Annotated in this window: 9 protein-coding genes; 1 reads left to right on the top strand and 8 read right to left on the bottom strand. The window is 56.9% G+C overall.

What is annotated here, in order from left to right:
* Nucleotides 1-322: 322 nt before the first annotated feature.
* A complete protein-coding gene (locus CGZ75_RS23325) occupies nt 323-1,180 on the bottom strand; it encodes an HNH endonuclease (RefSeq protein WP_176444994.1) in 858 nt (285 codons plus the stop codon).
* Nucleotides 1,181-1,554: 374 nt separating this feature from the next.
* Between CGZ75_RS23325 and CGZ75_RS23330 the strand changes: the two genes are divergently transcribed.
* Entirely contained in the window at nt 1,555-1,920 is a 366-nt protein-coding gene (locus CGZ75_RS23330; protein WP_089526802.1) for a helix-turn-helix domain-containing protein, read from the top strand.
* 86 nt (nt 1,921-2,006) lie between these two features.
* Here CGZ75_RS23330 and CGZ75_RS23335 read toward each other — a convergent pair whose 3' ends face one another.
* The 7 genes from CGZ75_RS23335 to CGZ75_RS23370 form a co-directional block, all read right to left on the bottom strand.
* Entirely contained in the window at nt 2,007-2,891 is an 885-nt protein-coding gene (locus CGZ75_RS23335) for a hypothetical protein (RefSeq protein WP_141136880.1), read from the bottom strand.
* Between the two features lie 42 nt (nt 2,892-2,933).
* Nucleotides 2,934-4,193, bottom strand: coding sequence for a stalk domain-containing protein (locus tag CGZ75_RS23340; RefSeq protein WP_176444995.1), 1,260 nt, complete (start codon nt 4,191-4,193; stop codon nt 2,934-2,936).
* A 35-nt stretch (nt 4,194-4,228) separates the two neighbouring features.
* A complete protein-coding gene (locus CGZ75_RS23345) occupies nt 4,229-4,888 on the bottom strand; it encodes a hypothetical protein (RefSeq protein WP_089526808.1) in 660 nt (219 codons plus the stop codon).
* A 51-nt stretch (nt 4,889-4,939) separates the two neighbouring features.
* Nucleotides 4,940-7,606: an S-layer homology domain-containing protein gene (locus tag CGZ75_RS24900; RefSeq protein ID WP_141136882.1), complete on the bottom strand. Its 2,667-nt coding sequence runs from the start codon at nt 7,604-7,606 to the stop codon at nt 4,940-4,942.
* 76 nt (nt 7,607-7,682) lie between these two features.
* Nucleotides 7,683-9,026, bottom strand: a complete 1,344-nt coding sequence (locus tag CGZ75_RS23360; RefSeq protein WP_089526989.1) for a UDP-glucose dehydrogenase family protein — start codon at nt 9,024-9,026, stop codon at nt 7,683-7,685.
* Nucleotides 9,027-10,745: 1,719 nt separating this feature from the next.
* Nucleotides 10,746-12,116 carry a sugar phosphate nucleotidyltransferase gene (locus CGZ75_RS23365; RefSeq protein WP_089526813.1) on the bottom strand — a complete coding sequence of 457 codons (1,371 nt, stop codon included), beginning with the start codon at nt 12,114-12,116 and terminating at the stop codon, nt 10,746-10,748.
* Between the two features lie 166 nt (nt 12,117-12,282).
* Nucleotides 12,283-13,659 carry a glycosyltransferase family 4 protein gene (locus CGZ75_RS23370; protein ID WP_089526815.1) on the bottom strand — a complete coding sequence of 459 codons (1,377 nt, stop codon included), beginning with the start codon at nt 13,657-13,659 and terminating at the stop codon, nt 12,283-12,285.
* Nucleotides 13,660-14,304 lie beyond the last annotated feature (645 nt).

Genomic DNA, 14,304 nt, shown 5'->3' on the forward strand with positions numbered 1-14,304 from the left:
GAAGAAGCAAGTTGATGATGCCGTACAAGCCGGCCTTGCAACTATCCTAGCATGACAATTGAGCTGAAAAGGTAAGAATATTATGGTACTGCAAGGGTCCAGAGCAAAAATGAGAAACGCTTAACCATAAATAAACAGTGGCGGCGCGGATTGTAAAGCGAGTCTGGAGCCGCATGAGAAATCTCTCATAGGGAGGCTTAGTCAGTCCTCCAAGAAGAAAATGTCTAACAGACAGTCTCTAAGCTCTCCTGAAATGTTCCGAACAACGTAAAAAAGCCGGAATCATCCGGCTTGAGGTAAAACCAGGCAATCAGCCTGGCGCTTATAGATAGTCTGGCAACGTATCCGCCTTTTTGAGATTGCAGGCCGAGCACGCACATACACAGTTTGCGGGCGTGCTCAGTCCTCCCTTGGATTTAGGGAACACATGGTCGATCGTATCGCCGAAACGGCCGCAATAATGGCAGATATAATTGTCACGCTGCAAGATCAGCAGCCGGAAATCGCTCTTGGTATACAACTTATGAATAAGCCGCGGATGAAGAATGCCGGCTGCACCCTCTTGAACCATCCGTATCGCAATATCGCGCTCGATCTCCGTGTGCCAGCGCTTGCCGCTCTCTCGGCGACCCCGTAGCTGAATCATGCCTGTGCCACGATCATTAAGCACCGTCGGGTCGTAAGTAAATAACCCCTTAAACGGCTTGATCGGTTTGAAAGGAAGCCTCGTACCGGGCGTATGGGAATGCCCCGCGAGGGAGACCTTGCGGGATTTCCGACGACGGCGGCGCTTACGCTTGCGCTTCGCTGGCCCCGTCTCCTCATGGCTCGCCCCATCCATATCATCACGAGAATGCTGCTGGGCTAAGGTAGTTGGAAGCTCATCCGTTCTCTCCATAACATGGGCCGAAACGATGGCTGACGTAAGCGGCGGAACCTGAGGCCGACCTTCCGGCGGGGAAGTGGTCAACTGCGGCGTTATGGCCGCCGGCCGCGTTGCCGCCCGGCGCGTAGCCGGTGAAGGCTGCAGGTGAACTTCTGCTCCGCCATCGCCAGAATCCCTCTTCCTTCGGCGTTGGCAAGCTCGACATGTGCCCCTGCGCCCTTTGCGACCGGTGCGCTTGGGAAATGCTCCCTCTGGTTTGTCGCGGCCGCATACGGCGCATTGTTTGGTATCCATGAATGAGTACGCTCCGTTCGCCGAATGTTCTCCCCAAAGCATACCATAAACAGCGCCTGTCGTTAAATATGCCGAACAGATTCAAAGGGGTATCTCTAGGAGCCAAGCACTGCCCAAAATGGAAGCTGTGGAATTGTATCCTTCAACCTGTTGGAATATTTTCCCTTACAATATTATCCTGTGGAAATAAGCAGCGACTATAGTCATGAAATTCTGCTACTATCGTCCTATATTTGAGGGTGCAACTTACTAAGGCCCATGCTATAATATGGTTAGTTAAATACATATATCATTATTTTTTGTCGACATAGTCCCGCTCCTGGTAAACTCCGGACAGGCTCAGGGTGTCTATGTCCGCAGGAGGACGGTGAGGGATGTTCGCGAAACGACTCAAAGCGCTGCGCAAAAAAAGAAAGCTCACCATGCAGGAAGTAGCCGATTTTGTAGGAGTTGCTAAAAGCACTTACGCCGGCTATGAGTCGGGATACCGCCAACCCACTCTGGAATCCATCCAGACGATTGCCCGCAGGCTGAATACAACGTCGGACTATTTGCTCGGTCTCACCGAGTATGCCGAGCCCGTTGAGCCTAGCAGCAACGCCAGGGAATGGCTAAACCTTCAGCAACTGCACTGGGACGGCATTCCACTCGAAGTAGAGGATGTCGAACTCATTCGTTTACTATTGGAGCGCGTCGTAAGAGAAAGAGTGGTTCGCAAAGACGAAACCGGCAATGGCTGATGGGGCCATTCCGGTTTTTTTGTTGTCCGGATTATCCGGGGGAATGCTGGATCGAACCAACTTCCATGACGAAGGGCTGAGCATCATCAGCCCCCTGCTGAAGAGAGCGTCTGGAGCTGCTCCGTGAGCTTCGCGCGAAGAACATCCCGCGATTGTTCATAGCTGAGCTGCCAATTCTCGCGATCGCTCGCGGAAATATCCGCCTTCTCCGCTTCAGCCAGCAAGCTGTCGAAGCTGCCCTTGCAGCCGGCTTCCGCACTTTCCATCCCCTGTGAGAGCTCCGCTCCAACCTGCTTGAGGCTATCCTCCGATAGCTCCCCGCGCCGCGCTTCATTCATCCGCGTCTCACCTTGTTTCAACACAACGGCAGCATCACGAACGCATTGCTCCTGCACCGTTTCCAAGCGGCGCTCATATCCTTCAACCGTGTCCGTCCCGCTGTTACCATCTGACTTGCTATCAGCAGTTGCAGTTGGCTTGTCTGTTGGGGACGAACCGTCATCCCTTCCCTTTGGGTTAGCTGGCGTCGTTGTAGCCGTCCCGGTTGCTTTCTCTTCCGATTTCGCTGAGCCTGGACCTCTAGACGACTGAGTCTCAAAATCCTTCTGCGAACCTCCTTCTGCTATGCCTTGCGATCCGCCTTTTGCGGCTCCATCAGCATCAGCTTCGGTGTCGGTGTCGGTGTCGGTGTCGGTGTCGGTGTCACTTCCAGTACCCGCTTTGACTGAGGATTCGCCAGTTGGCTTGTTCGTTGAGATGTTGGTAGACATGTTGTTGGTTGGCTCAGGTAAAACGCCGATAGCGGTATCTGTCGCTCCAGCCACCTGCTCCCTATGGTGCAAGTACCCCAGCCCAGCCGGTACAAGAGCGCCAGCCATAAGCAGCACCAGCAACGCTTTCCGCCAACCTTGACGAATCAGCCGCCGCTTTAAGCTGCCAGACTTTTTTCTCCGTTTGATTCGATCGCTCATGATGCCCTCCTTATCCTGCACCTGCTGCCTCCGGCATTAACTTTAACCCAGCAGTCCCTCAAGCATAGCTTTACCTTCCGCCAGCTCTCTTTCGTATTCAGCACGGTACACATCCAGCTTTGTGATCGAATACCCTCCAGCCTCAAGCTGCTGCTTCGTATCGGTCATGATGCGCTCGAAGGAAGCATTGCAAGAAGCAAACACAGCGCTTCCTTCTTGCCTAGCTTTTGCTTTTTGTGCATCCGTAGTGGCTGCCGCGTAAGTAAGCGCCAGCGTTACGAGGTCCTGCCGACACTTGTTGCGCAGCGCATCAGCAGCTTCGCGCGCCTGCTGATGAATCTTTTCCTCCGTTGGGCCTACTGGAATCGGAGGAGTTGGTGTTGGAGCAGTCGGCGGTGCCGTTGGTGGTGCAGGTGTAGGTGGAACAGGTCCAGGTGGGGCTGGTGGGGGTGGATTAACTGGTCCCGGCAGTTGCGGCAGACCGCCTCCTCCCGGCGGAGTGCCAACACCGCCCGACGCAGGCGGGGTGCTTGGCGATGGAGTCGGTTGGCCTTCACTATTGTCGCCGCCGGAGCCGCCATTTCCGGCTTCTCCGCCGCCGCTCAAGCCGCTCTCACCGCCAGCCCCGCTGCCGGCAGACACTGCCCCTTCAATTACAATTCTCGCTTTTTTAGCATCCCATTGCACCGAAGCTCCGGTCAGCTCAGCCGCGAAGCGCAGCGGCACATACAGCGTTCCGGATGCGGTAAACACTTGCTGACCAGAAGGTAACACTACTGCTTTTCCCTCCATGAAAAACTTGACCGGTGTAGGAATCAGCCCCAGCTTCGCTCCACCATTAGAGGAAAGTCCGCTGTCCTTCAGGCGATCCGCCAGCTTCGCAGCCAAAGCTTCCCGCTGCGCCGCCTTCGGCTCCCAAAGCGAAAGTGTTTTGTGTTTGTTCTCCCATACCGCATGCAGTCCGAGTGCTTCAGCCGCTGCTCTTAGCGGCAAGTAAGCTCTCCCCTGATGCAGAAATACCGAGGTTCCTTTGTCGAGACCAAGCACCTTACCTTCGATGATAATCGACGCAGCGGCAGTTGTTGCGTTTACTGGCTTAACTGACACAGAGGTGCCAGCCGACTTGCCTGACGTAGTTAAGGCGAATGCTGCTGGCTTTGACGCTGCTCCTTTTGCTGCCGCGAATGCGGATTCCGGCGTTTTGCCAGTCGCCGCTGAAGCTACTCCTCCTGCTGCCGGCACCGACAGCAGTGCTGCCAGTAAGAGCAAAGCCGCTTTGTTTGTTCGAGTCTGATCGTTCAAAATCATTTCCTCCTCCATGCTTGTATTAACAGGCTTCATTCCTTTGTTGCAGCACTGTCGCTGCCCTGGGCTTTGCGAGCCAGCTCGGTCAGCCGCTCATAGTCGGCTTCGTCCAACTGCTCGCGCAGTTTAGTCTTGAGCTCCTGCTTCTCCCCAGCGTCGAGGCCTCCTTCTGCGAGCCCTTTGAGCTCGCGGATCTCGCCAGCATCCAGGCCTTTTACAATGATCCCAAGCGCTTCGCTCTTCTCTGCCAGTGACAGCCGCTCTGCGGCAGTCTTGGCTTCCTCTTCGGAAATCTCCGCGCCGGATTTCCCAGACGAATTCTGACCGGCGGAGCCGGACTCCGTCTGGCCGCCGTCGGATTTTGCTCCTGTGCCATTTCCAGGGGATCCGCCGTCCGCTTTATCGCTGGCCCCATTGTTCGCTCCACTGTTTGAGCCACCGCCGCTGGAAGCTCCGCCCCCATGCGACTTTGCTTGGTCCGCGACTGCCGTCTCCGAGGCGGACGGCAGTTCAGCCAGCATGCCGGCTAACGCCTTCTCGGTCGCGTAATTGGCACCATAAAGGCCAACTCCCGTGAGCACCGCGATGGCTCCCAGTGCGGAAAGAGTCATTTTGCTCCACAATTTCAAGCCACGCTCCTCCTCCCGCTTCCGAATGATAGAAAGCGGCAGCCCGAGCAGATAAATCTGCATTCGGGCAGCCGCCCTGCCGTTTCGTTGCTTCAATTAAAGTTGCTTGATCTCTTAAAGCTTCTTCATCGCGCGATACAGCATCGCAGACGCTTCTGCGCGGGAAGCTGATTTAGTCGGCTGCAGCGTGCCGCCGCTGCCAACAATGCCGAGCTGTGCAGCTACTGCCACCGCTGGTTTCAACGCAGCGTTGATTGACGCTTTGTCCTTGTATCCAGCCAGCGCTTGCTCCGTTTGGAATGCCACCGGGTATCCACCGGCCTGCTGCAGAGCACGGGCAATCATCGCCGCCATTTCCTGGCGGCTAATCGCTGCTTGAGGCGCGAAGCTATTCGCGCTCTTGCCGCTCGTTATGCCGCTTGCGACAGCCGTTGCTACATAAGGAGCGAACCAATCCGACTCCTTCACATCCTTAAACGAAAGCGTGCCCTTCTCGCCGCCCAAATTGAATGCGCGAACGAGCATTTTAGTGAATTCCGCCCGCGTCACATTGCGGGAAGGCTCGAATTTCCCAGCGGCTACGCCAGTCATGATCCCTTTGGCTGCCATTGTTTCGATCGAGGAGCTAGCCCAGTGGGAGTCCGGAATATCTTTGAAAGTAACGCTATTTTCCACAACCGCGTACACCGAGCTGGCATCCTGCAAATCCGCTGCGTAGACCGATCCAGCCACGCCGGATTGGAAGTCCATCGCTCTGTCGGGACGAACTTTGATCATGCTGAGCCTGTCCGTATCCATAGCTCCTGAGCCCGAAAGCGGAAGCTCCAGTCGAACAGGTTTGCCGAAGGTCATAATCTCGCGTCCTGCCTGAACAACTTCATAGGAATAAGCTCTAGATGCAAGTGGAAGCTTAGAAGTCGAGGTGACTGCCGAATCTTCCAGACGAGAAAGGCTTATGGACAGCTCTCCTGAACGTCCGGCGACCGGTACGGATACCCGCGCTCCCTCAGCGTTCAGTCCGATGTACTGGATACCAGAGTTTTTGGCAGCTTCAAGCACATCGGCCGGAATGTTCATCGTCCAGTTCTGTCCTTGCTGTGTCTCAAAATCAAGCTCCGCGCTCACACGCAGCGAGCTCGCCTCCGCACCCTCAAAACCGGCCAGGCCGTTTTTGACCGAAGCCGCTCCCTCGGAAATGACTGAGAACTGATCCGCAGCGTCCGCTGAGCTCCAGTTGACGCTATAATTGCCCTCGGACTGCGGGGTTGGCGTCGGCAGCTTGATTTTGCCGATGGCATCGAGCGCTTCCTGTGCCGCCTTGAACGCCTCGCGGATAAGGCTCAGCTTTTCGGAAATAGAGTTCGTCGCATTGTAACGCTCCTTGATCGATTCCAACTTGGCCATGTACTGCTGCACAATCGCCGCCACCTGCTCGGCTACGCTGCCAGGACCCGTGTTGCCGGGTTCCTCTCCAGAACCACTGCCACTACCTGGTGTCGGAGTTGGCACTCCCGGGAAACCCGGGAATCCGGGAAAGCCAGGGAAACCTCCACCGCCACCAGGATTCGGAGTCGGAGTTGGCGACGCCGATGGCGCAGGTGTTACGGTAGGACTCGGACTCGGCGAAGTGCTTGGGTCCGGGGTCGGGGTCGGGGTCGGGGTCGGGGTTGGTGTCGGGCTTGCGCTCGGTACCACAGAAGGAATCGGGGTCGGGGAAACTTCACCACCGGCTGTCAGCGTGATTTCTTTTTGGAAAATGACTTTTTCCGGCCCGCCATAAGGATTGAGCAGCTTCGCTTGTATGACGGCGCTTGCAGAAGAAGTTGAAGTTGGGATGGTGACTAGGCCGGTGCCGCTGACGGACACGTCTGGACTACCGGATAACTTGGACCAGGTCAGCGCCACCGAAGGGATCGCAATGCCGTTTACGAGCAAAGAGTATTGATGCTGGCGACCCTGCTCCGATACTTGAACCTGCTCCTTGCTCGTCATGCGCATGAGGGCGACGAGCAACGCGGTTCCGGCTGGCTTTTCCAACTGTAGCCGCTCCTGGAAACTAATCATCGTGCGCTGCAGATCCATGCTCGTAATGCCGTATTCGTGAAGCATAGCGCTGAATGTATATTCATCCGTGCGACCGAGCAGGTCGGTCAGTACGCGGAGCATAAGCTCGTTGCGTTTTTCTGGAACATAAAGCAGTTGGAACAGCTCAGGCTGGCTTAACCGCGAAATGAACTCGCGCATCGTACCTTCTACGCCGCGGCGCTCGCCGCCATCCCCGTACATGAATACGACAATCTCGTCCATCGTCAGATCGTTGTCGCCGCCAGCACGAACAATCGGGACGAGCGCACGACGGTAGTCCGCATTGGAGCGGATCGCCTGCAGATCCTTGCTGTCCGGCGTGTAGAGCAGAGCGAGAATATCTTGGGACATGCTGAACAAATTAGTCTTGATGAACTCGCGATCCTCCGAGGCTGGCAGCTTGGCATCGATTTTGTCCCACACCGGAGCCATTAACGGGAATTCAGTTGCAGGGTCGAGCGATTGGAGCTCCTCGCGGAAACGAACCACATCCATCACATCGGCCGGATCGCCGGCCAGCAGCGCCTTGTGCAGCGCATAAAGCTGCGCCAATGCACCATCGATATTCGGCGGCTGAGGCAGCTCGGCCGCGCTTGCTACACTGGCGCCTCCTGTAGAAGAAGGAAGGGCGGGAAGGGAGCCCGTTGCCATTAAGGCAGCGAGCATCGCCAGGGTTAATTTACTCGTTTTCATCATGATGATTCATCACCTCATTCTTCGAGATTAACCTTGCAGGTGGTCCCATATGTTATAGAAAAATGCTCTGGATGCGTTAGTAGCTAAGCTCCGGCACAGGAGCCTTGACGCCTCTCGCGAGGCTAGGCCGGCCTACAGAGTAGTAGATGAAGTCCGTATCCTGCAGATCCGCTTCATCAAAAGCATTGCGTCCATCAATGAGCACCGGCTCGCGGACGACGCCCCGCAGCTGTTGCAGATCCATCTGCCCGAACTCTTTCCACTCTGTCAGCAGGCAGACAGCATCGGAATCGGTCGCAGCGTCGAGAGCACTTTCGCACCAGGTGACGCCACCGTCTCCGCTGCCAAAGGTGCTGCGGAAGTTGTCCATCGCGATTGGATCATAGGCCCGTACTTCCACGCCGCGCGCGAGAAGTTCACCGATGATCTCCTGGGCAGGAGCTTCACGAACATCGTCGGTTTCCGGCTTGAACGCCAGCCCCCATACAGCGATGGTCCGCCCGCGCAATTCACCGAATATAGCCTCCAACTTGCGGATGACGTTGAAGCGCTGATCCTGGTTCACCTCAACAACCGAGCGTAGCAGCTTGAACTCATAGTCCACATGGCCGGCGATCTGGATTAATGCCTGTGTGTCTTTTGGGAAGCAAGAGCCGCCGTAGCCGATGCCTGCTTTGAGGAAGGAGGCGCCGATACGTTTGTCGTAACCCATTCCCTCAGCCACTCTTGTCACATCGGCTCCGACTTTTTCGCAAATATTGGCGATCTCATTAATGAAGGAAATTTTCGTAGCGAGAAAAGCGTTCGACGCATACTTGATCATCTCCGCACTGCGGATGTCCGTCACAGCAAATGCGCAGTCCAGTCTGGCGTGCAATTCGCGAAGTAACGCCTCCGCTCGTGGCGATTCCGTGCCGATGACAATCCGGTCCGGATTCATCGTATCGGACACCGCCGAGCCTTCGCGGAGGAATTCCGGCAGCGATACGCTGTCAAAAGGGCAATCCGTACGCGCCCGAATCAGGTCGCGAACTTTTTCGTTCGTGCCAACTGGCACGGTGCTTTTGATAGCGACAACGGGATGGCCCTCCATCGCATCGGCGATTTCCTGCGCAGCCAGCTCGATATAAGCGAGATTGGCCTCTCCGCTTGGCAGCGGCGGGGTGCCGACAGCGATGACGATCAGGTCGACTCCTTTGACGGCATCCCCAAGGCTGGCGGTGAAGCGCAGTCGGCCCAGCTCCGAGTTGCGCACGGAGAGCTCCTGCAGTCCCGGCTCGTAGATCGGGATTTCCCCGTTCTGGAGCGTTGCAACTTTCATCGGATCCTTGTCCACGCAGATGACGCTGTGACCAAGCTCCGCGTAGCAAACGCCCGATACGAGGCCGACATATCCTGTCCCTACTACCGTTATCTTCATCGCTTTTCCACTCCCGTTATAATTAATTGGCTTCGCCGTCCGCAGAAGCGGATGATGACGGTCTGATGATGTTGAATTCGCTGCCGGCAGAGCCGGGACGGCTGATGATGGTGGGGCTGGTGCGGTTGGCACCGTTGCAGATGCACTTAGTGTAGAGGCACTTGTGGTTGGTGCCGATGACGCTGGTGCGGATGCAATTGGTGCAGCGGCGGATGACGCCGATGGCACAGATGCGGATGGCACCGTTGCGGATGCACTTGGTGCAGAGGCGGATCGCGAGTACGCGCTGTCGGGGCCGCTCATCGCATGAGCAAGCAGCAGGCCAGCGACGCGGGCCGCTTCGCTGCGCGATGCGGATGCCGGTGCTGCGGCGGTTACAGGCGGAACTGCGGACATTGCCGCATTCGGCAGCTCGGCGCTTAACCCGGCAGCGACAGCGGATGCCGGTGCTGCGGCGGTTACAGGCGGAGCGGCGGACATTGCCGCATTCGGCGGCTCGGAGCTTAACCCAACAGCGGCTGCGGATGCCGATGCTGCGGGCAATGGGCTGCCGCTGCGGCCGCAAAGCTCCAGCAGCCGGTCTGACAGATCCGGCGAGCCAAGGCTGTCAGCATCCAGCATCAGCAGCGGATGCCGATCGCGCAGCGCGTTTGTCGTGCAGCGATCCTCGCGGAACAGCGGCCGCTGGAGCAGGGCGAGCGGTTTGCCGAGGCAGACCGCCTCGGCGACCGTGCCCCAGCCGGGCTTGGTCAGCATGACGTCGCAAGCTGCTACATAATGCTGCGACTCCGTTTCCGATTCCGGGATGCGCACTGCATCTTCGGCCCAGTCCGGCAGCTGCATCCCGGAGGAGACAACCGCCAGCCAGCGTGAATCTCGCAGCAACTCTAACTGCTCTAGCAGGCTTCCTTTTCCAATTCCCATTCCCGGAAACAAGCCGATCAGCCGCCGCTGTCCACCTGGATTTAGCTGCTCCCGCAACTCCAACACCCGCCCATGATCAACATCCCGGCAAAAAAATCCCGCAGTGCGAACGGCCACCCGCCCCCATTCCGGTTCCCTTGAACCAGCAAGTGCGATGAAAGCGTCCATATCCAGGTAAGCCTTGGCAAGCGGAGCCAGCATTTCTGCCGGAAGCAGCTCCTGGTAAGCGGTAAACCAAGTGAAGTTAGACACACCTATCGAGGGAATACCGGCCCGCCGCGACGCGGTAAATGCCTCTGCCACAATGTCCGATACGGTGAGGTTAATACCGGCAGCGCCCAGCCAGGACGCTTCCCGGCGAACCCTCGCAGGCAAGTCGGCCAGATAGAGCAGCATCCGGCTACTAAGCTGTCTCGGGTCCGCCTGCATGCTGCCTGCAGCAAGGACATAACCCGGCTCGGATTCCATCCGCCGCAAAAACAGCCGATGGCCGCCAGCGCGGGCCGCCTCGAATTCCGCAGCCAATGAGCGCTCAAGGAAGGGCAGCGCCCGTCCGCTTACCGCATGCAGATGCAGCGCTTTTCCTGCTGCGGCTGCCTGCCGCAGCAGCTCGCGGATGACGGCAATGGAGCGCGAGGCATGGCCGTAACCGTAATCCGAAATATAATAGGCAATCGATAATGCCATGCCGGGCGGCCTCCTTTTGACATCAACTCAAGCCCTCAAGCCCTCAAGCTCTCAAGCTCTCAAGCTCTCACAAGCTCTCAGCCCTCCAAGCCCACTCTCTTCAAGCAACTAAGCGCGCATGCAGTTCTGCTCAATCTCTTCCCAGCTGCTGTACAGCTCCATGATGGAGTTTTCCAGATGTCTCGGGCCGGTCTGCACCGAAATGAATTCCAAATCGCTCGTCGCCCGAACGCCATGCAGCGTCTTCATCGGGATGTGGAGCACATTGCCCGCTCGGACCTTCATATAGGTCCCGTTGCAGATGAACTCGCCTTCACCTTTGACGACGGTCCATACTTCCTCGCGATGCTGCTGAAGGCGGTAACCGATGCTTTTTCCACCTTCAATGCCGACTCGCTTGGTCAGCACGCTGGTGCCGTCTTCGTAAGCACGGTCGTCAAGCACGCGCACCCAGCCCCATCGACGCTCCTCGTACATAGGGCGCTGGCCGTAGCCGATGAAGTCTTTTAGCTTTGTACTGGCTCCTTTTTCCGCTACCAGAATACCGTCCGGACTAGCTGCAACGATGATGTTCGAAAGGCCTAGTATCGTCACGGGGATGTCCGTTTCATTGACCAGATGGGTGTTCACGCAGTCATCACTCACGATGCCGCGGCCCATCCGCGTATCTTTCATTTCCTCAGTGAGCGTGTTCCATGTGCCGAGGTCTTTCCAATATCCGTCGTAGGCGACCGCTGCCACATTATTCGCACGCTCTACTACCTCGTAGTCGAAGCTGATGCTCTCCAGGCTGCTGTAATCGGATGAAAGCTGCTCGTAGGAAAAAGAAATCCCTTTCGCTTCCATGATGTTCAGCATGTAGCCCAGCCGGAAAGCGAACACGCCGCAGTTCCACAGCGCCCCACGTGCAATCAGCTCCTCCGCCGCCTGCTCAGACGGCTTCTCCCGGAAACCTCCGACCTGGAAGGAGCCCTCATGGGCTTCAACGCCTTCTTCAGGCACGATGTAGCCATACTTTTCAGAAGGATAGGTCGGTTTGACGCCGATTAGCGCGAGATCCGCTCCTGTTTCGCGGAGCACTCCGTCGAGGCTGGCCACCGTGGTGAAAAAGCGTTCCTCCACATAAGGGTCGACCGGCAGCACTGCGACCGTTTCATCCGGATCAACCTTCTCCACCGAAAATAGGTAGGCGGCCGCAAGCGCAATCGCGGGGAATGTATCCCGGCGCGTCGGTTCGATGATCAATGGCACATCGGCGCCAAGCTGCCCGCGGATCAGCTCAGTCTGCGAGCTGCCGGTGGCAATGTAACCGGAGCCGGCAAAACCGGCCTCCGTGACTTGCCCCCAGACTCGTTGAACCATCGATACGCGCGAGCCTTCGTCATCTTCAAGCACCTTCAGGAACTGTTTCGATCTCAGGTCATTGGACAGCGGCCACAGCCGCTTGCCGGAGCCTCCAGATAACAGAACGAGCTTCATTAGCGTTCTCCGCCTTTCGATAGTGGACTGGTGTTGCGGGAGGGGAATGTGCGACATGTTAAAAGCTAGCCGGGACGGCGAGATTGCGGTGTGCGCGTTGCGCTGCATGGCGAGCGCTGACGCAGCGAGCTTGCGCAGCGTACGCGGTGCGCTGCATGGCGAGCGCTTAGCGCGCGTCTCCGCCGCTGTGCATCGCTGCGCCAGCCGCGCTTGCCGGCTGCTCTGCAGTGACCGGCGCACGCCGAGCACGTGCGCCATCCGTTTGAACGCGGACCTTACGGCCGCGTCCACCACCGGCATGCAGCGAGAGCAGCAGCTGCCGGTATTTTTCCAGAGACAGGCTGCGCCGCAGATGCCGCTCCAAATAATCGCGTCCTTGCAGTCCCCGCTGCGCGAGTCCGTCGCGTCCAAGGTTGTACAGCGCCTTGAGCTGCTGCACGGCATCGCCATAGCGTTGCGGCTCCGAAGTGTTTCCACAGCCGCTTTCGACGATCAGCCGATGCGCTTCGCTGCCTTCTTCAAGCACGCCCATGACGGCTTTTCCCGCCGCCATTACGCCGTAGATTTTGCTCGGAACGGACACGCCCTTGATGCCCTTCTGGTTCACGACCAAATGCACATCCGCAGCATTCAGCGAGTAGCGCAGTTGATCCTTGGGCTGGTACGGTAGAAATAGCACGTTATCGAGCTTTTGCTCACTCACGAACTGCTCCATCTGAACTTTCACCGCACCTTCGCCAATGAACACGAACTTAAGGTCTGGCATCTCCCGGAATTGCGGAGCAATGCGAATCAGATTCTCCAGATCGTAGTAAAGGCCAATATTGCCGGAATACATGACGACAAACTTGTCTTCAAGATCGTGTTTTTTGAGAAAAGCCGCCACGCCTGGATCTTCGCGCCGCAGCGGCACGATCTCCTCCTCGTCCGTCCAGTTGTTGATGACCGAGTGAGCCGGTACGTTGCGTCCGCCGAAGCGCTTCTCGAGCGTCTCCTTCATGTCCTGGCCAACTAAAATAACATGATCCGAAAGACGGCAATTCAGCTTGTCCACCATCAGAGCGGCTTTATGGACCAGTGCCTGATCCATGAATCGTGCAGCCTGTGCCTGCTCAGGATTAAAGTCTTGAATGTTGTAAATATGTTTAGAGCGCAGAGCCAGCTTGCCTACCGTACCGATCAACCCGCCGAGGACGGGCGGCTGCGAAATGGTATAAACAAAGTCAACTTTGCGCTGACGCAGGAGCAGCCTTACGGCATGGAAGAAATAAGAGGTAATGTAGCGGAGTCGGCTGCTTTTGCTGCGTTTATCCACCTCTGGCAGCCGAATGCGCAGGATGCGGATGCCCTCCAGGCTGTCCTCGGTGTAGCGAGGCTCATCCTTGGTTTCGCTTTTTTCTCCGGCGTAGCCGGGCTGGGCCGCGATGACTGTAATCCAGAAGTCATGCTGCAGATGCAGACAGAGCTCGGTTAGCAGTTGGCCCGTAGAAGCATAATCCGGATAAAAATAGTTGATGACAAACACGATATGCGGTTTTTTCACTTGTGCTGGCCTCCTTTCTTAAAAGGGATCCAAGCTTATCTGGAGGCGGAAAGGCATGCTATAGATGACATGCTCTGGAAGGCATACTCTGCACTTCTTCCCGCCAAAAATCCTCCCCTTGCGGCAATGCTTTGCTTGCCTTCGGCAAACCTTTCATAGAGCCAGCGCTAGACGATCCGGCTCGCCATTGATCGGGCCTATGGCCGCGCCTTTACGCGCATTCAAGTAGCTTTGACTACTTGATCAACCTCTCGGCGGCGCATAGACGCTCTTTCAAGTAACCTTGACTACTTGAGCAGGACCATGGCCGCGCCTTTACGCGCATTCAAGTAGCTTTGACTACTTGATCAACCTCTCGGCCGCGCCTAGACGCTCTTTCAAGTAACCTTGACTACTTGCTCAGCCCCTCGGCCGCACCTAGACGCTCTTTCAAGTAGCTTTGACTACTTGAGCAGGACCATGGCCGCGCCTTTACGCGCATTCAAGTAGCTTTGACTACTTGATCAACCTCTCGGCGGCGCATAGACGCTCTTTCAAGTAGCTTTGACTACTTGAGCAGGACCATGGCCGCGCCTTTACGCGCATTCAAGTAGCTTTGACTACTTGATCAACCTCTCGGCGGCGCATAGACGCTCTTTCAAGTAA

It is taken from the genome of Paenibacillus herberti (assembly GCF_002233675.1).
GTDB lineage: Bacteria > Bacillota > Bacilli > Paenibacillales > Paenibacillaceae > Paenibacillus_O > Paenibacillus_O herberti.